The sequence below is a fragment of the Streptomyces sp. NPDC048417 genome, from assembly GCF_040651615.1.
Classification (GTDB): Bacteria; Actinomycetota; Actinomycetes; order Streptomycetales; family Streptomycetaceae; genus Streptomyces.
This window is the reverse complement of record NZ_JBEZKI010000044.1, coordinates 1-18,972: the sequence shown is the minus strand read 5'-3', so window position 1 is coordinate 18,972 and position 18,972 is coordinate 1. Positions and strand designations below refer to the sequence as shown.

Sequence of the window (18,972 nt, the reverse complement as noted above, 5' to 3'; positions counted from 1 at the left end):
CGGGGTTCGGGCTCGGCCGGGGAGTCCGGTGACCGCCAGGAACGGGAACTCTCCGGCCCCCCGGTTCCGGCCAGGTCGCGGGAGTCCGCCGCCCGGATCAGTTGCCCTTTCCCCTCGACCGCCGGTCCCCCAGGCCGAGACGCTTCAGGGCCAGCGTGTCCAGCCCGGTGAGAATCCCGTTGAGGATGAGCGTCATCACCACCAGGATGATCAGGCCCGCGAACTCGGTCGGTGCGTCGAGGTTGGTGGCCGCGGTGAACAGCTCGTGGCCGATGCCGTCCGTGGAGGCGATGAACTCACCGCCGATGACGCCGAGGATCGCCAGCGGACCGCCCGTCTTGAGCGCCGCGAAGAACGGTGCGGCCAGCGTGGGAAGCGTGACGTAGCTGAGCACGTGGTGCCGGCGTCCGCCCATCACCTGGACGATCTCCACGAGTTCGCGTTCCCTCAGCCGCAGGCCCAGGTAGACGTTGTAGAAGACCACGAAGGCGACGCCCGCCGCCGCGATCGTGATCTTCGACATGGGGCCGATGCCGAAGAACAACAGGAAGAGCGGCGCGAGAGCGATCTTGGGAATGCCGTTGACGGCCGCGATCAGTGGCTCGAACACGCGGCCGGCGAGCGGCACCGAGCCCAGCACCAGGCCCATCACGGTGCCTATCGCCACACCGATCCCGAACCCGGCCACGATCTCGAACGCCGTCGTCCTGATGTCGGTCCATCCGGTCGACGAGCCGAGCAGCTTCCACAGGGCGTGCGACACGTCGGTCGGCTTGCTGACGGCGTACTCCGGCAGCACGGGGCCGCTCATCACCTGCCAGAGGACGAGGGTCAGGGCGATGACCGCGATGCGCAGGACCACCACCAACGCGGTGCCCCGCCACGCACCGCTCCTGACGCTCGCGGTCCGGGTCGCCTTCACCTCGGTCTTGCTTTCTGCACTACTGGTAGCAGTCGCCATCGTCTGCTCCTTTCGGTTCGCCGGTGCGGCACGCCCGGCCGTCTCACGGCAGGTACTTGTTCGTCCAGTTGTCGGTGGTGACCTTGGCGCCCGCGGGCAGCGTTCCCAGGCTGTCGAGGAACGCCATGGTCTTCTTCCAGCCGACGGCGTCCATGGAGCCGCTGGTGGGCCAGTCGACCTGCTGGAGGCTGGCCTGCACGACACTGTCCGGCACGCCCGTGAGGGACTTCTGCGCCGCCTTCAGCACCGTCTGGTCGTTGCTGTCCTTGAGGTGCGCGTTCATGTAGGCCGTCGCCTGCTGGACCGCCGCGGCGAACTTCTTGACGACGTCGGGGTGGGCGGTGGCGTAGCTCTTCTGTGTGACCACGAGCTGTCCGTAGCCGGCGTCCTCGGCGGCCCACTCGGGAACCTTGAACGGGTCGGCGACCACGACACCGTCCCCGTCGTTCTGGATCTGCAGCGGGATCGGCTCCGAGGTGACGAACCAGTCGATCTGGCCGCTGTTGATGGCGGCCTTGTCCGCGGCCGGGCTCGGCAGCGACACCCACTTCACCAACTTGTCGGGATCGACGCCGTACTTGTCGAGGAAGATGCCGGCCTCGGCCTTGGTGTTGGCCGAGCTGGCACCGCCGGTCGACCCCGACAGCGCCTTGGCCACCTGCGCGGCCGGGCTCTTCGCGGTCAGCTGGTGGGCGGCGGCGAACTTCTTGCTGACGACGAGGCCGAGCGGGTTACCCAGACCGTCGGAGGACACCGCGAGCTGCGGAAGCCCCTTGGCGAGGGCGGACACGAACGCGGTGGGGCTGCTGTCGTAGAACTGCACCGAACCCGACTGGAGCGCCGAGGGACCGGTGGCCGCGGTCAGCGTCACGAACTTCATCTTCAGGCCCTGCTCGCGGAAGTAGCCGTTGGCGTCGGCCACCTGCAGCGGGGTGTCGAAGATGCTGCCTCCGCCACCGACCGTGACCTGGACGAGTCCGTCCGAGGTCGTGGTGGTGCCGGAGTCGCCGCCGCAGGCGGTGAGCAGCGCCGGGGCGAGCACCGCGGCCGAGGCGAGGGCGAGAAGCCGGCGGCTGCCAGCGTGCCGCGGCCGGATTCCTCTGCGGGCCGCGGGAGTGGCCGGGTTGTCGTGGGTCATGAGCGGTCTCCTGTCACCAAGCCTGCTGAGTAAGGAAGAAGCGTTTCCAGAAGTCGAACCGGGGCGGATCCGCCAGCGGGATCGGGCCGAAGCCCGCACCGACCTCCATGACGGCCGGGGTGTCGGGTGTCCACGCGGGCCAGTGCGGCAGGCCCGGTCCGTTGGGGTCGCCGGTGGCCGCGAAGTTGGCCCAGTAGCCGCTCATCGTCTCCGCGACGTCGCGGTCCTCGTCGGTCCAGCCGGCGTGTCCGGGGTGGAGGTTGCCCCACACGAAGTCGATCTCGGAGCCGTGCGCGGCGCGTCGGGCGCGCCGGCCCGCCGGGGCGGCGTAGGTCCAGAAGTACGTGTACACCGGCCGGTGCGCCTGCGCGGCCCAGTCCTTCGCCCACAGCCAGGTGGAGATCCGGGCGTTGTCGCGCACCGCGGCGCAATGGGCGTGCGCCGCTTCGTCGTCCGTGCCGGCGGGGTAGAGCCGGAGGAACTCGTCGGTCATCGCCCCGAACTTGAGCCGGGAGGCGTCGACGTAGTCCTTCCGCGTCAGGTGGACCGGGGGCGCGCCCGGTCTCCATGACTTCCGTCCGAGCGCCCGGTACTCCGCGAAGGCGCTCGCGGGCACCGCCCCGCTCTCGTCGAGGTTGTTCCCGGCCAGGTACCAGACGTCGTTCTGCAGCCCCTCGGTGTACGTCGCCTCGTAGCCGTTCGGGAGCACCCAGCCGTCGACGACCGGGCGGAACGACGGCGGCTTGGCCGGGCCGCCCGTCTCGACGGCGCTGTCGACCGCGGAGCCGTCCCCCTCCACCAGCTTCTGCCAGGGCAGCGACCTCAACTGGTCGAGGGTCCGCGCCCCGCGCTCCGTCGCGTAGCGGGCGCCGGCGGCCTCTGCGTCGGCGAGAGTCCGGTAGGAGGTGCCCAGATACCGCAGGTCGGGGTCGCGGGAGTGGCGCGCGTGGCTCTGCGCCACGGCCCGCTGGAAGAGGCCCTTGGCCAGCGGCGACATGCTCAGGAAGTTCACCGATCCGGCGCCGGCCGACTGTCCGGCGATCGTGACCCGGCCGGGATCGCCGCCGAAGTGGACGATGTTGCGCCGGACCCACTTCAGCGCCGCGATCTGGTCGAGCAGTCCGTAGTTGCCGGAGGCGTGGTGGCCGGACTCCTCACTGAGCTCGGGTGTCGCGAGGAAACCGAAGGCGCCCAGACGGTAGTTGAAGGTGACGACCACGAGGTCCTTGCGGGCCAGGGCCTCACCGTCGTAACGGGGACTGGCCCCCGTGCCGACCCGGAAGCCGCCGCCGTGGATCCAGACGAGCACCGGGCGCAGGTGTCCGTCCGAGGGGTTCGCCCCGGTCCAGATGTTGAGGCGCAGGCAGTCCTCGCTCATCGGCAGGTCGTTGCCGTTCAGCTCGGACCCCGGCACCTGCGGGCAGATGGGGCCGAACCTGACGGCCTCGTGCACGCCGGTCCAGGGCAACGGTGGCTGAGGCGACCGCCAGCGGAGGCTTCCGACCGGCGGGGCCGCATAGGGGATGCCGCGGAAGACGGTGATCGACCGGTCCCGCCCCGGTATGCCGCCGACCAGTCCCGCTTCGGTCTTCACTGGCTGGTGCATGGTCTCCCTTTCTGGTCGTCGCCGGAGTGCGCAGAGCAGAACGGCATCCTCAGTCGTCCACTGCCGAGGCGGTGCGCTCCCGGTGGGCCTGCAGCAGCAGCGCGCGGCGGGCGGAGGCGACGTGGTGGAGCATGGCGGCGACGGCCGCCGGGGGGTTGCGGGTGACGATGGCCAGGAGGATGGCCTGGTGCTCCTCCAGCGATCCGGTACGCGGGTGCGGTGCGGACAGGTTGCGGTACTGGCGCATCACCAGGGGGTACAGGAGGGTGTCGTAGGCCCGCGCCAGGGTCTGCTGGTGCGCGGCCTCCTTCACCTGCTGGTGGAAGCGCCGGTTGCCCCGGGAGTAACCCGTCGCGTCCCCGCGGGACTTGCAGTCCTCCATCAGCTCCAGCGTGTCGCGCAGTTCGCGGATCTCGTCCTCGGTGGCCCGCTCCGCGGCCTTGCCCGCCAGCGCGGACTCCAGCGTCTCGCGGGCCTCCAGGATGTCCGCGGCCTCCTCGACCGAGAAGCTACGGGTGCGCACCCCGCGGTTGACCTCGCTGGTGACGTAGCCCTCCTGGGTCAGCCGGACCAGGACCGCTCGCATGGTGCTGCGCGAGACGTTGAACATCCGGGTCAGGTCGGCCTCGGTGAGCCGGGTGCCCGGTTCGACGCTGCCCGACAGCAGCAGCGAGCGCAGCCCTTCGTAGGCCTGGCTCTGCCTGGTCAGCAGCGTGCGGCTCGCGTCGTCGTCGAAGCCGTTGGAATCCACCATGATCACCCTGTAGGTCTGCTCGGAGAGGACGCCTGCCGACGGGCGGACGGCCGACGTGGCCGGGCCCTGGCGGCAGCGGGAAACCGCGGTCGGACGGTCAGGGACGGACGAGCCCCGGATACAGTCGCCGGGCCGTGCCCGAGAAGATCTCCTGACGGTCCTGCTCCGGCAGCCCGGCGAGGACGTCCTCGGCCAGGGCGCGGAGTTCGGGCAGGGACTGCTCGGCCGCCGGCAGGTTCGACCCCCAGGCGATCCGTCCCGCGCCGAACGCCTCGACGACCGGGCCGAGGAAGTCACCCGCCCGGTCCCCGACGTCCCGCAGCCGCTCCAGGTTGCGGTGGGTGAGCTTGAGGTGCAGGCCCGGGTGTCCGCCGAGTTCCGCGACCTCGGCGCCGGCCCGTGCGGGCGAGCCGGCGATGTCGGGGTAGCCGATGTGGTCGAGAAGCACCTTCACGCCGGGGAACCGCTCGAGCAGCTCGACCAGTTGCCCGGTGGCCGGTCCCAGGCGCATCTGGAGGCAGACCGGCAGGTCCAGTTCCGCGGCCTGTTCCCAGAAGGGGAACGTCTCCGGGGCGACGAACCATTCGCCCTGGGTGGGCACGGTGCTGCCGCTGGTGAACAGCCGTACTCCGGCCAGGCCGCCGTCGCCGACCGCGGCCTTGAGCGAGGCGGCGGCGTCCGGGCGCAGCGGATCGACGGTGCCGACGGCGACGAAACGCTCCGGCCGGCGCCGGCTGCTGTCCAGAACGTAGGAGTTGTCGTAGCCGTAGTTCGTGGTGGCCTGCACCAGGACGGCCTGGGCTATGCCGGTGTCGTCCATGCGGCTGACCATGCCCTCGGCGGTCACGGGCCGGGTGGCGGCCCACTCCGACTGCTTCCCGCCGATCGGTGCCCTGGGGTAGCGGGCCAGGTCCTCGGAGATGATGTGGCAGTGTGCGTCGACGATGTCCACGTCTGGTGCTCCCTTGTCTTCCTTGTCTTCGGTGTGTGCGGTCCGGGCCGGCTCAGGCGTCTGTCTTCGGTGCGTGCGGTCGGGGCCCGCTCAGGCGTCTGTCTTCGGTGTGTGCGGTCGGGGCCCGCTCAGGCGTCTGTCTTCGGTGTGTGCGGTCCGGGCCCGCTCAGGAGTCCGGGTAGTCGCCGGCGGCGAACAGCGAGGGCAGGTCGGCGGAGAAGTCCGGGTCGAGCAGTCCCTGGTCCTTGGCGAACCGCACCATCGCGTTCAGGCTGGGCGCGTTGGCCTCGATGCCGTAGGGGACGGGGTCGCCGCCGATCTGCTGTGCCTGGCGGGCGAGTCGGGGTACCGCCGACCAGGCGGGCCGGTCGGCGAGGTGACGGCGCTTGCTCTCGGCGAATGCCGCGTACAGCCCGGTCGCCAGGCGGGGGTCGCGTTCCACGAGGTCGGAGCGGAGTGCGACCAGCGAGTGCAGCGGGTAGACGCCGGTGCGCAGGTAGTGGTCCACGGCGAGTGTTCCGGCCTCGGGGAAGAGCGGGTACGGGCTGTCGTCGCCACCGGCCTCCGATTCGAACGCCGCCGTCCAGCCGGCCCGGGGCGCGCCCGCCCGTCCGGTCCCGGCGTTGCCGGTCAGTGCGGCGTCGATCTCCCCGGCGCGCAGCAGCTCGCCCAGCGAGCGGCCGTCGGTGACCCGTTCGACGTTGGCGGGGACCCGGCCCTCGACGTGGTCGTCGTCGTCGACCACCCAGGTGATGCTGTCGATGTCGACGCCGTACTCCTCGCGCAGCACGCCGCGCACCCACACACCGGTGCTGACCGAGTAGGCGCGCACGCCGACCCGGCGTCCCTCCAGGTCCCGCGGCACCCGGATGCCGGAGTCGGCGGCGCACTGCACGTCGCCGTGGTGGAAGCGCCGGTTGAGGAACACCGGGACCGCGGTCAGCGCGACGCCTGCCTGGCGTGCCATCAGATAGGACACCGGTGCCAGTTCGCAGACGTCGAACTCCAGGTCGCGGATCATCCTGCGGTAGGCGCCGATGACCGGTTTGACCTCCACCGGTTCCACCGGGTACCCGTCGACGGCCACGTCGCCGTCCAGCAGCGGCTGCGCGTGCGGGTAGTCCCCGAGAACCACGGTGAGCTTGTCCATGCCTTGTTCTCCTGCTCGTGTGTCGTGAGGTCGGACCGTCCGTGCCGCGGTCCTCAGCCGCCGGGCCGGGAGGGCGCGGCGGTCTTCAGCCGCCGAGCCGGGACGGCGCCACGCCGAGTGCCGCGCAGGTCCGCTCGACGAGTTCGTCGTAGTCCACCGCCCGCGGGATCACGTCCTGCTCCAGCGCGTAGGCGGCGGCCTTGGTGAACGCGGCGCGCAGGCCTTCGAAGCCCACGGGGTGCCGGGCGACCGGGCCGCCCTCCTCCTTCGCGGTGAGCACCGCCCGCATCGCGTCGTACGCGGCGAGGACGGCAACGCCGTGCTCCTCGGCAGCCGCCCCGGACACGCCCACGACGTGGTTGACCGGGATGAACCCCTGGTCCCTCGACCACTGTTCGGCGACCTCGTGGGCGTCGTCGACGGCGGTGCGGATACGGTCGTCGGAGGGCAGTTCGTTGCCCATGATCCCGAAGTCGACCCGGCCTGCCAGGAAGTCCGCCGGCAGCTTGGTGCCCTCCGGTGCCCGCCTCACCCAGGACGGGTCCTCGGCGCCGTCCACGTGATGGCCCTCGTAGGTCGTCCAGTCCGCCTTGCGCAGGTCGATGCCGTACTGCTCGGTGAGGAACCCGCGCACCCACACGCCGGTGGTCTGGCTCCAGGCGCGGACCCCGACGCTGTGTCCCTCGACGTCGGCGACCGACAGCCGGCCGAGGGTCACCAGGGTCTGGTGCTGGTGGCGTCCGAGGGTGGTGACGGGCAGCAGCAGCACCGGTTTGCCGTGGGCGACGGCCTGCAGCACGGTCACGATCGCGAGTTCGCACAGGTCCACGTCCGAGGTGTTCACGAAACCGCGGGAGGCCTTGTGCACCGGCTTGACGTCGACCCGCTCCGGCTCCGCACCGGCTTCGCGGGCCGCCGACAGCGCGGCTGCCGCGAGATCGTCGCGGCCGAGCACCAACTTCATGTCTGTCTCCTCTTGCATGGGAACCGGCGTGTCTTGCCCGGAAACCGGCGGGGCGTGTCAGGCCCGCTGGTCGGGGTGTGCCGGACGGGGGCCGTGGTGCCGCTCGTGGTGCCGGCGCAGCAGGTCGACGCCGAAGTCGTTGCCGTTGGGGGTCCGCACGACGGTGTGGATGTGCCGGCGCGAGTGGTAGTCGTTGTCGAAGAGCACGCCGGGCATGTGCTCGAACTCGACGAGGATCACCGGACTGTGGAACCGGTAGTAGAAGGTGCCGTCGGGGTTGCCGATCCAGGCGAAGCGGGTGTCGCCCTCGTGGGCGCGCACCTCCTCCATACGCACCCGGGCGTGCTGGTCGCCGGCCCGGTTCACGTAGAGCCCGAGCAGGCGCAGTGCCGTGTCCCGCTGGCCGGGCGCCAGCTCGCTCAGCCGCAGTCCCTGGTAGTCGAGTTCGAAGTTGTCCCGGAAGGCCCCGACGAACAGCTCCGCCGGCATCGTGTCCGCGATGACGGCCTGTTCCCGCTGCCGCCGGTCGAGCTGGGTGAACAGCTCGTGTCCGAGGGCCTCCTCGCCCCGAAAGGCCACGGTCCCGGCGTACTTGCCGGATCCGGCGATCACCGGCTCGGCGCCGAGGAAGGAGGGGGTGAGGACCATCTGGTCCCCGACGAACACGCAGTTGATGTTGACGTGGTGGCCGTCGAGCTGCCAGCCCCACGGGCCGCCGTTCTCCGGCTCGCCGTAGAGGGAGAACCAGTACAGCCACTCGTTGAGGCCGTGCGTGTTGTCGCTCAGTTCACCGATGGTGAGGTTGAGGTGCATGAGGTCGACCATCTGGCGGTAGCCGTCCGCGCTGAGGCTCTCGCGGACGACGGCCAGGGCCCGCTCGCGCTGCGCGTCGTCGAAGTCCTCCAGCAGCATGCCGTGACGCAGGAAGTACCGGGCGCCGTTGTTCCAGTGGCGCCAGCTCACGTCGTCCATCGGGAACCGGCCCTCGGCGAGCTGCTTCTCCGTGAGCCCGGCCAGGTAGTCCTCCGCCGCCCGGTACACCCCGCGGACGTCCGCGCCGGTGCCGCGCAGCGGGAACAGTCCCGGCCGGACGCCGTCGGACGTGGCCACTCCCCGGAAGGGCTCGTTCGCCGCCTTCACCCGCCAGGCGACCTTGTCGAGCAGGTCGGGTGTCCATGTCTCCGGCTTGCGCGTGGGCGGGTTGCCCCGCTTGCGCAGCCCTACCGGCTCTCCCACCGCTGCTCCTTCCTCGATGTCCTGGACGGGTGCGCCGCCGGGCGGCGCGCCGTGGCCGTTCGCCTCCTCATGTGTCGAGGAAGGCCGTCTCGTGTTCGATCGCCGCGACGTCCACCGGCTCCCTGATGAGGTCCTGTTCCAGGGCGTACCGTCCGGCGATCTCCAGGCAGGCGGTCAGCGAGGTGCTCCACCCAGCCGCGACCGCGCGTCCGGCGGGTGAGTCGTCGCGCTGGTCCGCGGTGTCCGCGATCGCCTGCGTCAGGGCCTGGTAGACGGCGCGCACGGCGTCGGGGCGGTCGCGCAGGACGTCGTCGCGCACCACCAGGAGGTGGTTCGCCGGGATCGTGCCGTGCCGCTCGGTCCACGCCTTCCCGGCGTCCTCGGCGTCCGCCACGAGCGGGACCAGTCCCGCGCCCTGCCCGCCGATCGCCTTCGGACCGAGCACCGCCGCACTGACGTCGCGGGAGCGCAGCAGGTCCCCGACCCGCTCGGCCGTCGACCGCTGCACGTAAGGGGGGTTGACGTACTGGTCGACATGGACGTCCTCGGTGGTCACCCAGGTGATGTCGGAGGCCTTGACCCCGTACTCCTCCCGCAGCCAGCCGCGCACCCACAACCCGGTCGTCTGGCCGTACGAGCGGACCCCGACGCGCCGGCCCACCAGGTCCCCGGGGCCGAACGCCGAGTCCTCCGGCAGCCGGGTCAGGGAGCGGTGGTGGGTGCTGCCCACCAGCACCACCGGCAGCAGCGTCAGCGGGATGCCGGCGTCACGGGCCTGGAGACAGGTGGCCATCGGCAACTCGCAGATGTCGTAGGCCAGGTCGCGGACCATGCGGGCGAAGGCCGGGGGCAGCGGGGCGGACTCCAGATGGCGGCAGTCCACTCCGGCCACGGGAACGGTGCCGTCCTTCAGCGGCCGGGTGTGCGGGTAGTCGCCCAGCAGGACGGTCAGCGGTGCCGCCGGGTGGTTCCCGCTCATGCCGCTCACACGTCCTCGCCGTACTGGATGCGCCGGTACGGGGTGCTCAGCACCTCACGGGTGATGCGGACGTCGACGACGGTCGGCCGGGGGGCGCGCACGTACTCCGCGAGGGCGTCACGCAGTTCCTGCGGGGTGCGGACCGTGGCTCCGCCGCCGCCCAACGCCTGTGCCACCGTGCCCAGTTCGGGCGTGGAGATGGTCGCCAGCTCCGGGTCGAGGCCCTTCGCCCTCGCCTTGTGGTACTCGGCGCCCAGGCCCTGGTCGTTCATCACGACGACCAGCAGCGGGACGTCGTAGCGGCACGCCGTCTCGAACTCGGACAGGTGCATGAGGAAGCTGGCGTCGCCCTCCACCACGAAGCCGGGCCTGTTGCCCTGCGCGATCAGCTGGCCGAGGGCGATCAGCGGGGCCTGGCCGATCGCGCCGAACATGCCGTAGTTGGAGAGCACGTCACGGGAGCGCTGGAAGAGCATGGTGCCGAAGTCGGTCTGGTGTCCGCTGCCCAGCACCAGCCCCATCTCGCCCGGGAGTTCGTGGTCGAGGATCCAAATCGCCTCGCGCGGGTCGAGCCGTCCGGGCTCGCGTACGTACTCCGCCGGCGCCCGGAGCCGGGCCGTCAGGTGCTGCCGGACGGCGTCGGTGTGGAAGCCCTCCAGCCGGACGGACCGCTCCTGCAGAGCCCGGGTCAGTTCGGTGACGCCGGTGACCGCGTCGGCCTGGAGGTAGCAGTCCGCCGTCCTGCCGTTCCCCATCACCAGGTGCGGGGCGGTGTCGATCTGGATGTACTTGGCCTCGGGATAGAGGTAGCCGCTCTCGATGGTGTAGTGGTTCAGGCTGGCGCCCACCGCGATGACGCAGTCGGCCTCCTGGAGCAGCTCCATCGACGCCTTGTCGCCGAACAGGCCCGACAGGCCGACGTGGAAGTCGGTGCGGTCGCACAGCCAGTTCTTCGCCTGAAGGGTGGTGGCCAGCAGCGCACCGGTCTGCTGCTGCAGGGCGAGGATCTGCTCGCCGCAGTCCGCCGTGCGCGCGCCCCGCCCCGCGATGACGACGACGCGCTTGGCGTTGCGGACGAGGTCGCAGGCGGCGTCGACGGCGACCGGGTCCGGCAGCAGCCGGGGCGTGCGGATCAGGGCGGTGGAGGGGACGTAGTCCTCGTCGTAGTCGTCCAGCTCGGCCGTCTGGACGTCGACGGGCGCGCTGATCATGACCGGCCTGGACTCGGTACGGGCCAGGTAGAACGCCTGGCGCACGGCCTCCTGGGCGTTCTCGGGCCGGGTCACGTGGATGAACTCGCACTCGATCGCGGCGGCGAAGCGCCGCTGGTCGAGGTACTGGGTGGCGCCCTCGTCACCCAGGGGGGTCTCCCCGCAGAAGGCGACGAGCGGGGTACCTGCCCTGCTGGCCACGATCATCGAGGTGGCCAGCTGCGAGACACCGGGACCGCTGGTCGTGGTGACCACGCCCGGCCGCCCCGCGCCGCGCGCCCAGCCGTCCGCCATGCCGAGGCCGGAGCCCTCGTGCCGCACCTCGTACAGCCGCACACCGCGGTCGGCGAGCGCGGCCATCCAGTGCATGTTGGCGTCGCCCATCATGCCGAAGACGTCGCTGGTGCCTTCCCGGACGAACGCCTCGGCCAGTGCTTCGTAGACCTTCACCGCTGGGACTCCTTCGTGTTCGCCGCGGCCGTCGCCCGGGCCTTGAGGACGCCGTCGAGCCGTGCGAAGACCCGCAGCGCGTTGCCTCCGTAGACCGCCTGCCGGTCGGCGTCGCTCAGGCTGTCGATGGAGTCGAGGGTGTACTTGGTGTCGTCGAACCGACGCCCGGTCTCCGGGTCCACGCTGCGGACGGCGCCGATCATCTCCGAGGCGAACAGCACGTTGCGGGCCGGGATGACGTCCAGCAGCAGCTCCATGCCGCGCTTGTGGTACACGCAGGTGTCGAAGTAGACGTTGCGCAGGACCGACTCCTCCAGCGGCGGCCGGCCGCGGTCCTGCATCATGCCGCGGTAGCGGCCCCAGTGGTACGGGACGGCGCCGCCGCCGTGCGGCAGGACGAGCCGCAGCGTCGGGAAGTCCCTGAACAGGTCCGACTCGCACAGCTGCATGAACGCCGCGGTGTCACCGGCGAGATAGTGGGCGCAGGTCCCCTGCAGCGCGGGGTTCCTCGACATCGCGACATGGACCATCGCGGGGACGTCGAGCTCGACCATCTTCTCGTAGAGCGGGTAGTAGACCCGGTCGGTCAGCGGCGGGGCCTGGTAGTACCCGTCCGACGGGTCGGGGTTCAGGAGACAGCCGACGAACCCCAACTCCTCGACGCAACGCTCCAGTTCGACGACGGAGTTGCGTACGGAGGCGGGCAGGGCGTCGCCCGGGGACTGGGGGAGCTGGCACACGCCCACGAACCGGTCGGGGAAGAGACCGCACACCCGGGCGATCAGGTCGTTGCTGACGTGCGACCAGTCGAGGCTGGTGCGCTCGTCGCCGTAGTGGTGGGCCATCTTGCCCGCGCCCGGGGAGAAGACCGTCAGGTCGGTGCCCCGCTCGGTCTGCAGCTTAAGCTGCCCGTTCTCGATGGCGCCGCGGATCTCGTCGTCGCCGATGTGCAGTTCGTCGGGCGAGACGCGGGCGCCGGACTCCTCGAACGCCTGGATCTGCCTCTCCCGCCACTTGCCCAGCGCGGGGGGTGCCGTGGTGAAGTGACCATGGCAGTCGATGATCATGAAATGCTCCGAGACTCGCGTAGCGGTGGTGGCGTGGGGTGCGCCCGGGTGGGCTGTGCGACACCGGCGGCGGTGCTGTGCGGCACCGGCGGCGGTGCGGCGCACGTCAGTCGCGGCCGGTCAGCTCGCGGGCTCTGTCCAGGCCGGGGTAGGTGCGCACCGGCGCCGACATCAGGAAGCGGTATCCGTCGTCGAGCACCTGCTTGACGTTGCCGGCGGTGACATGGGGGTGGCCCACGGCGACCCCGCGCTCCCCGCAGATGTCGAGGATCCGGCGCTTGCACTCCAGCACCCGCGGATGCTCGTACTGGCGGGGGAAGCCCAGTTCCTGGCTCATGTCGCCCTCGCCGATCAGGATCAGCCCGATCCCCGGTACCCGGTCGAGGATGTCCGGCAGGTTCCTGATGCCGAGCTGGTCCTCGATCATCAGGCCGACGAGGATCTCCCCGTCCGGGGCGAGCGGCCACACGTCGGCCCTGGCGTAGTACTCGATGTTCGAGATGCCCCAGTAGCGCGTGGCCGCGTGCGGTCCGTCCCCGCGCAGGCCGGCGGGCTCGTGGCGCGGAGCGTCGGGCAGCCGCGGGTAACGGCAGGCGGCGACGGCGTTACGGGCCTCCTCCACCGTGGAGATGTGCGGCCAGACGACACCGAACGCACCGAGGTCGAGGGCCTGCTTGGCGTGCCACTGCGCCTTCTCCGCCCCGTTGGCGGGGATGCGCACCAGCGGGGTGACGGCCGGCGCGAGGCTGTCCGACTCGAAGATCTGACGTCGGCTCAGCAGGTACTGGAAGCTGTCCTTGAGGGCGTTGATGTCCCACGGCTTGTGTTCCATCTCGAACACCACCGCGTCGTAGGCCGAGTTGCTCAGCTCGGTCGCGGACGCCGGGTCGGCCGCCGAGAAGGTCGCGAAGACGTGCTGTCCCGCGTCCAGGGCGCCGATCACCTTGTTGAGCCTGGACGTTGTCATCGCCGACCCCCTTGGCCGAGTGCTTCGGCGGACTTGTTCACCGAGGGCGGCGCCGTCCGAGACGACCGTCCCCGGCGGCCGGAGCGCCGCCCCGCCCACCACGCGCGCAGGCGGTCGAGCAGGCCGGTGGGGCGGCGGGGTGCGGCCGTGGCCGCACCGGCGGGCGCCGCCGCGCGGGGCTCCGTGGACGCCGATGCGAGAGGGTCGGTGGCGTCCGCCGTGACCGGCTCGGCGGGCGACGCGCACGCCTTGACCAGTTCGTCGGTGAACTCCTTCGTCATCCGGGAGACCACCATCCCCGCGCCCGACTCGATCAACTTGGCGAGTTTGCCGTTGAGTTTGATCTCGCCGTCGCAGAAGACCCGTGAGCTGCCGGGGGTCAGCCCCTCGGCGACCCGGAAGGTGGCGCCGGCGCTGAAGCGGGTGGCACCCTGCCCGTCCGCGCCCCGGGCTGTCAGACGGCCCTCATGTGCGGGTTCGTCCAGGTCGAGGGCGACCCGAGCGGCGAACTTGACCCGGAGACCGCCGAATCTGACGGCCAGGGTTCCGTCGAAAGATCCGTCGTCGTGCGACGGCCCGAGCTCTGCGCCACCGATGCACGACACGACGGCGGAGGGGTCGGAGATGACCTCCCAGACACGCTGGGGCGGACTCGGGACGAGGATCTCTTCCTTGATCGATATCAAAACTGTGAACCTTACTCGGCGGCGGACATGACGTCACGGGGAAGCTGTGGAGGCATGACGGCATGACCGCTTGGCGGCGTGAGGGCATGTCGGCTTGGCGGCGTGGGGCGTGGCGGCGTGGGGCGTGACGGCGTGGGGTGTGACGGCGTGGGCGGACGACCGCTGGTATCGGACTCACCGGCCCACGTGCGCGACCGGCCTCTGCGGCAGGCTGCTCGGCACGCTACGCGCCGGGGCTACGCGGCGGGCTTCCGTTCCGCGGCGAAGAGACCCCAGAGGTCGTTGTAGAGCTCCGAGAAGTCGGGGGACTCGACGAGCGAGCCGATCTGGCGCGGGCGCTCGAAGGGAACCGGGATGACACGACGGACCGTACCGGGCCCCTTCGACATCACGACGACCTCGTCGGCCAGGTAGATGGCCTCGTTGAGATCGTGCGTGACGAAGACGAGGGTGCCGTTCTGCTCACGCCAGATGTTGAGCAGTTCCTGCTGGAGTTCGAGCCGCGTGATGGCGTCCAGCGGTCCGAACGGCTCGTCCATCAGCACGATGGACGGGTTGTAGATCAGCGCACGCGCGATGGCGCAGCGCTTCTGCATACCGCCGGACAACTCCCGGGGGTAGTGGTCCTCGAAGCCGGTCAGGCCGACGAGCTCCACCCAGTGGGCGACGCGCTCCTCGCGTTCGGCCTTGGGGACCTTGCGGAACTTGAGTGCCAGGCCGATGTTGGCCTTGACGCTCAGCCAGGGCAGCAGATGCGAGTGCTGCGTCACGTAAGCGGCATCGGAGTTGACTGTGGTGACGCGCTCGCCGGCGTAGTGGACCTCGCCCCGGGTGGGAGTGAGCAGTCCGGCGGCCAGGTTGAGGATGGTGCTCTTCCCGCACCCGCTGGGCCCTATCACGGCGACGACCTTGCCGCGATCGACCTTGAACGACACGGCCTCGATCGCAGGTCGATGAGTGCCGGGGAACTGCAGGGTGACGTCGTCGAGACGGAGTGCCTCCGGGTGGAAGGTGCGCTGACTGGTCGACATGGCTGTCTCCTCGGCTCCCTCACCGCGAAGAGACGAAGCGGGGGCCGTGCGCTCGTGCCGGTAGGGGCGTTGGTGCGTGACGTGAACGGGTGACCGTGGGGTGATGGATGCCTCGGAAGGAGCGCCGGGGTCGGCTGGATCCTTACGGCGAGGCCGTCTCGGTGACATCGCGTGTCTCCAAGATTGTCCGACAAGCGGTGATGGGAACGTAACACCACGGACTTCGGCGGACAAGAATCGCGTAAAAAAAACATCCTTCTCTCATCTTCAGCGACACTCCCACCTCATCATTGTTGGACAACATGAGTGCCGACGCCTCGCCACGCTCTCCGCCGCGGGTGCCCGAAGCCACGCACCACCGCCTGCTGGGCGCTGCCCGATCCGCCACCGGGGCTGTCGCGCGGCGGGCCGAGCGAGGGCGGCGACGAGGCGGCCGAGGCCGCGGCGGTCGGAATCGGCGTTCCACACCGCCCAGGCGCGGCGGATGTTCGGGTGTCCGGCCAGGGGGTACCAGCCCGCCCCTGCCGGACAGCGGCTCGGTACCGGACGGGGGTCGCGCGCTCAGAGCACACCGCGGATAGGCGCACGCGGTATGGATTGTCAGGCAATCCTTACCCGCGACTGAACACTTGGACCCTTGAAACAGGTTTCTGGTGCGCACTCCTTGTCGGGACGAGCCCCGCAGGCTACCTTCCCGGGAAACATTGTCAGACAACTCGCAGAGCTCGTCCTCCGGGCAGTCGGCACGGCCAGAGGACTGGAACGCCCGCGTCCCGCTCCTGAGAAAGGCGTCGCTAGATGAACGACTCTCCCCGGTCTCAGCCCCGACCGCACCCCGCGGGGGACGGCGGACCAACTCCACCGCGCCCCTCCCGCAGAACCGTGCTGACAGCCATGACGATGTCGGCCGCGGCGGCCACACCCCTGCTCTCCGGCACACCGGCCGCCGCCGCCCCGGATCGGCCGAGCGACCTGCTCTACATCGGCACCTGGGGGCAGGGGCAGGTGTACGCGGTGCGGTTCGACCCCGGCCGCGGGACCATGACCTCACTGGGATCCGTGGCCCACGTCAGCTCGAACTGGGTCGCCGCGCACCCCACCCGCCCCGTTCTCTACGTCGCCGGCGGTGAGCAGGGCGGATACATACGCGTCTTCCGGATCGACGACGCGTCGGGGGCGTTGCGGCAACTCGACGAGATCACGGTCGAGCCGGTCCCGACGGGCAGCGGCGGGCTGTCGTACATCGGACTGACCAGGAAGGCGGACGCTCTGCTGGTCGCCGACTTCGCGGCCGGCTCCGCGGTGACCGTTCCGGTCGGCCCGGACGGCGGCCTGCGTGCCGTGGCCTCGGTCGTCCAGGACGTAGGGTCCGGCCCCAGTCCACGCCAGTCGGGTCCGCACCCTCACTACGTGATCGTCGACCCGAGCCGCAGGTACGCGTTGGTCGCGGACTTCGGCGCGGACCGGGTGTTCGTCTACGACTACGACCCGGCCACCCACCGGATGTCCGCCGACGCGTCCGAGGGGCCCGGCTCCTTCGCGACCGCACCGGGCTCGGGCCCGCGGCGGCTGGCCTTCCATCCGAACGGCCGGACGCTCTACCTGCTGAACGAACTCACCGCGGACATACAGGTGTTGCGGTGGGATGCGAAGCATGGCGTGTTGACGGCCCGTCAGATCGTGCCGACCAACTCCGCTGACCACACCGGGACCACCAGCGCCGCCGAGCTGGCCGTCAGCCGCGACGGCCGGCATGTGTACACGTCCAACCGCGGCGAGAACGCCCTGGTCGTCTTCTCCGTGGACCCCGCGACCGGTCTGCTCGCCGAGACCCAGCGCCTCCCCTGCGCCGGCGTCACGCCGTGGAGTTTCGCCCTGCACCCCGAGGGACGGTGGCTGTTCGTCGCGAACGAGGCGAGCGGAAGCGTGAACCTCTTCGCGGTCGACCGGGCGTCCGGGCATCTCACGGACACGGGTGCCTCGGTTGCCGTGCCCAATCCCGACTGCATCGCCTTCCGTACCCGGACGGAAGGACCCGGCGCCGGACCTTCGTGACGGACGGGTCACCGCCGGGCAGGGGTGAGGCCGGGAGCGTGTCCGCCGGCGACGCCTGCCGTGGCCCGCCGTCGCCCGCCGTCGCCCGCCGTCGCCCGCCATCTCGTCTTCCGCTCGTCGAGGCGACCGCCCTGGTGATCACTGTCGAAGCGGTCGTGTTCACCGCCCTCCGCAGCATGGGTGACACCTCCTGCGCGAGGCGACGCCTCCTCGGTCGCCAGCCATACTGCTCGATAGCCGGCAGACGTTCCCCGAGCCACAGGTGATCATGTGAACCCGAAGCAGCACGACGACACGGCCGACTCCGAGAAGGGCCCGTCGACGCGGCACAGTCAGGCTTACGAAGGCCTGCGTTCACTCCTGCAGTCGGGAAGCTTCGCGCCGGGCACCCGGCTCACCGAAGCGGACCTGACACAGCGGTTCGGCGTCTCGCGCAGCACCATGCGGTCCGTACTGGTGCAGTTGACGCAGGAGGGTTACGTCACCAGCGAGGTCAACCGGGGAGTCCGTACCCGGGACTTCACGGCCGAGGAGGCCCTGGACATCCTGGAGGCGCGAGAGACGCTCGAAGCGGCCCTGGCCGGCAAGGCCGCCGAACGCGCGACCGAGGAGGAGATCGAGGCGCTGCGCCGTACGCTTCAGTTCATGGCGGACTGCCAGGCGAGCGGTGACCAAGCGGGCTACTCCCAGGGCAACCGGACCTTCCATCAACAGATCAAGCGCGCCGCTCACCAGCAGACGCTGGCCCGTGCCTACGACACGCTGCTCTATCCCCTCGTCATGAGGCAGTACCGCGACCTCACCGCGCACCATCCGCGGACCGGATCGCTCGAGGAACACCAGGCGATCTTCCTGGCCGTGCTCACCCGCAACCCTGACGCGGCCGTCGCCGCGATGCGCCACCACGTCGGCGCCGCCCGCAGAGCCCTGCTGCTGCGGTCGACCCGGGATGTCGCCGAATGACGGAGGAGCGCGGCCGGCCGAAGGAGCGCGGAGAATCCGTCGAGTGTCCGTGGAGTGTCCGCGCCGCCCGGGGCGCGCGGGGAGAACCGGGCGCACCACACAGCACGACGGTGAAAGACACCGAAAGGTGGCTGAGGCCGTAGCGGCCTCGGTCCCACCAGCTCCTGCTACCGTCCTTGAGCCGGACGGCTACGGCACTCGCCCCCGTCTTCCCGGCGGAGGTCACGGTGTCCACAGCGGCTTCGTCCCGCGCGCCGGTGGCCAGGACCCAGCGCGCGGGGAACGGCCGCGGGTGTCTCGCCCGGCTCAGCGATGATCACGTCGCTGACGTCGGCGTCCTCCCCGGCACCCCAGACCACGGCAGCGCCGAGCGCCGTCGCAAGAGCACGGAGGGGTATCACAGAGGCGTTCTCATCGCCGCCGCCCAGCAGATCCATGGCGCAAGACAAGCACGGGCGTCAGGACTCGACCATCGCTTCGGTCACACCGGAACGCCCGACCCGCCCAGGACACTCCGTGTCCGCCACGGCTGCGATCCGGCTGCCCCTGTCGCGGCAGGCGTGGCATGCGGTCACCTCCCCTGCCGTACACCGGGTGACGTGTACGCCCGGAGAACGCCGACCCGCTCCTTGGGCCAGGTGCGTGCGTACGCGGGCGGACGTCTCCCCGGCGGAACGAGGACGGCGAAGGGTGTGCGGTGGGCGGCGCGCGTCAGCTCGGCCATGGTGATGCTGGCGTCGTGGCCTGCCGTCTGTGCGGAGTCGCAACCGGTGTAGTAGGCGATCGGGACGGCTTCGTAGCC

Annotated in this window: 16 protein-coding genes and 1 pseudogene; 2 read left to right on the top strand and 15 right to left on the bottom strand. The window is 70.7% G+C overall.

What is annotated here, in order from left to right; all coding sequences use genetic code 11:
* Positions 1-97: 97 nt before the first annotated feature.
* The 14 genes from AB0D59_RS45325 to AB0D59_RS45260 all read right to left on the bottom strand — a co-directional run bounded on the left by AB0D59_RS45325 (position 98) and on the right by AB0D59_RS45260 (position 15,152).
* The gene (locus AB0D59_RS45325; protein WP_362577513.1) at positions 98-961 is read right to left on the bottom strand and encodes an ABC transporter permease; all 864 of its coding nucleotides are present in this window, start codon (positions 959-961) and stop codon (positions 98-100) included.
* A gap of 43 nt (positions 962-1,004) precedes the next feature.
* Positions 1,005-2,099, bottom strand: coding sequence for an ABC transporter substrate-binding protein (locus tag AB0D59_RS45320; RefSeq protein WP_362577512.1), 1,095 nt, complete (start codon positions 2,097-2,099; stop codon positions 1,005-1,007).
* 13 nt (positions 2,100-2,112) lie between these two features.
* A complete protein-coding gene (locus AB0D59_RS45315) occupies positions 2,113-3,705 on the bottom strand; it encodes a carboxylesterase family protein (protein ID WP_362577510.1) in 1,593 nt (530 codons plus the stop codon).
* A gap of 49 nt (positions 3,706-3,754) precedes the next feature.
* Complete coding sequence (locus AB0D59_RS45310; protein ID WP_362577509.1) at positions 3,755-4,459, bottom strand: GntR family transcriptional regulator; 705 nt, start codon at positions 4,457-4,459, stop codon at positions 3,755-3,757.
* Between the two features lie 97 nt (positions 4,460-4,556).
* Positions 4,557-5,411 (bottom strand): amidohydrolase family protein, encoded by an 855-nt coding sequence (locus tag AB0D59_RS45305; protein ID WP_362577507.1) that lies wholly within the window; start codon positions 5,409-5,411, stop codon positions 4,557-4,559.
* A 166-nt stretch (positions 5,412-5,577) separates the two neighbouring features.
* The gene (locus AB0D59_RS45300; RefSeq protein WP_362577505.1) at positions 5,578-6,561 is read right to left on the bottom strand and encodes an ABC transporter substrate-binding protein; all 984 of its coding nucleotides are present in this window, start codon (positions 6,559-6,561) and stop codon (positions 5,578-5,580) included.
* An 85-nt stretch (positions 6,562-6,646) separates the two neighbouring features.
* On the bottom strand, positions 6,647-7,525 hold the full coding sequence (locus tag AB0D59_RS45295; protein ID WP_362577504.1) for a hypothetical protein: 879 nt from the start codon (positions 7,523-7,525) through the stop codon (positions 6,647-6,649).
* 57 nt (positions 7,526-7,582) lie between these two features.
* Entirely contained in the window at positions 7,583-8,761 is a 1,179-nt protein-coding gene (locus AB0D59_RS45290; protein WP_362577503.1) for a DUF3500 domain-containing protein, read from the bottom strand.
* A 67-nt stretch (positions 8,762-8,828) separates the two neighbouring features.
* Positions 8,829-9,740 carry a hypothetical protein gene (locus AB0D59_RS45285; RefSeq protein WP_362577501.1) on the bottom strand — a complete coding sequence of 304 codons (912 nt, stop codon included), beginning with the start codon at positions 9,738-9,740 and terminating at the stop codon, positions 8,829-8,831.
* Between the two features lie 5 nt (positions 9,741-9,745).
* Complete coding sequence (locus AB0D59_RS45280) at positions 9,746-11,401, bottom strand: thiamine pyrophosphate-binding protein (protein WP_362577500.1); 1,656 nt, start codon at positions 11,399-11,401, stop codon at positions 9,746-9,748.
* The gene (locus tag AB0D59_RS45275; RefSeq protein WP_362577498.1) at positions 11,398-12,468 is read right to left on the bottom strand and encodes an amidohydrolase family protein; all 1,071 of its coding nucleotides are present in this window, start codon (positions 12,466-12,468) and stop codon (positions 11,398-11,400) included. Before AB0D59_RS45275 ends, AB0D59_RS45280 begins: the two co-directional genes overlap by 4 nt.
* A gap of 106 nt (positions 12,469-12,574) precedes the next feature.
* The gene (locus AB0D59_RS45270) at positions 12,575-13,435 is read right to left on the bottom strand and encodes an aldolase/citrate lyase family protein (RefSeq protein WP_362577496.1); all 861 of its coding nucleotides are present in this window, start codon (positions 13,433-13,435) and stop codon (positions 12,575-12,577) included.
* Positions 13,432-14,121: an SRPBCC domain-containing protein gene (locus AB0D59_RS45265; protein WP_362577494.1), complete on the bottom strand. Its 690-nt coding sequence runs from the start codon at positions 14,119-14,121 to the stop codon at positions 13,432-13,434. The genes AB0D59_RS45270 and AB0D59_RS45265 overlap by 4 nt, the downstream gene beginning before the upstream one ends.
* Positions 14,122-14,357: 236 nt before the next feature.
* Positions 14,358-15,152: an ABC transporter ATP-binding protein gene (locus tag AB0D59_RS45260; RefSeq protein ID WP_362577492.1), complete on the bottom strand. Its 795-nt coding sequence runs from the start codon at positions 15,150-15,152 to the stop codon at positions 14,358-14,360.
* Positions 15,153-16,046: 894 nt separating this feature from the next.
* On the opposite strand from AB0D59_RS45260, the gene AB0D59_RS45255 reads away from it, so the two are divergent.
* On the top strand, positions 16,047-17,207 hold the full coding sequence (locus tag AB0D59_RS45255; protein ID WP_362577490.1) for a lactonase family protein: 1,161 nt from the start codon (positions 16,047-16,049) through the stop codon (positions 17,205-17,207).
* A gap of 270 nt (positions 17,208-17,477) precedes the next feature.
* Positions 17,478-18,170: a GntR family transcriptional regulator gene (locus AB0D59_RS45250; RefSeq protein ID WP_362577488.1), complete on the top strand. Its 693-nt coding sequence runs from the start codon at positions 17,478-17,480 to the stop codon at positions 18,168-18,170.
* A gap of 571 nt (positions 18,171-18,741) precedes the next feature.
* Here the strand turns inward: AB0D59_RS45250 and AB0D59_RS45245 are convergent.
* A pseudogene (locus AB0D59_RS45245) lies at positions 18,742-18,972 on the bottom strand (hypothetical protein); the annotation flags it as partial.

What these genes read in the sequence shown, in the direction of transcription:
- AB0D59_RS45275 (WP_362577498.1), bottom strand. Translation starts at nt 12,468, where the DNA reads ATGATCATCGACTGCCATGGTCACTTCACCACGGCACCCCCCGCGCTG.
- AB0D59_RS45270 (WP_362577496.1), bottom strand. Translation starts at nt 13,435, where the DNA reads ATGACAACGTCCAGGCTCAACAAGGTGATCGGCGCCCTGGACGCGGGA.
- AB0D59_RS45260 (WP_362577492.1), bottom strand. Translation starts at nt 15,152, where the DNA reads ATGTCGACCAGTCAGCGCACCTTCCACCCGGAGGCACTCCGTCTCGAC.
- AB0D59_RS45285 (WP_362577501.1), bottom strand. Translation starts at nt 9,740, where the DNA reads ATGAGCGGGAACCACCCGGCGGCACCGCTGACCGTCCTGCTGGGCGAC.
- AB0D59_RS45255 (WP_362577490.1), top strand. Translation starts at nt 16,047, where the DNA reads ATGACGATGTCGGCCGCGGCGGCCACACCCCTGCTCTCCGGCACACCG.
- AB0D59_RS45315 (WP_362577510.1), bottom strand. Translation starts at nt 3,705, where the DNA reads ATGCACCAGCCAGTGAAGACCGAAGCGGGACTGGTCGGCGGCATACCG.
- AB0D59_RS45310 (WP_362577509.1), bottom strand. Translation starts at nt 4,459, where the DNA reads ATGGTGGATTCCAACGGCTTCGACGACGACGCGAGCCGCACGCTGCTG.
- AB0D59_RS45325 (WP_362577513.1), bottom strand. Translation starts at nt 961, where the DNA reads ATGGCGACTGCTACCAGTAGTGCAGAAAGCAAGACCGAGGTGAAGGCG.
- AB0D59_RS45320 (WP_362577512.1), bottom strand. Translation starts at nt 2,099, where the DNA reads ATGACCCACGACAACCCGGCCACTCCCGCGGCCCGCAGAGGAATCCGG.
- AB0D59_RS45300 (WP_362577505.1), bottom strand. Translation starts at nt 6,561, where the DNA reads ATGGACAAGCTCACCGTGGTTCTCGGGGACTACCCGCACGCGCAGCCG.
- AB0D59_RS45295 (WP_362577504.1), bottom strand. Translation starts at nt 7,525, where the DNA reads ATGAAGTTGGTGCTCGGCCGCGACGATCTCGCGGCAGCCGCGCTGTCG.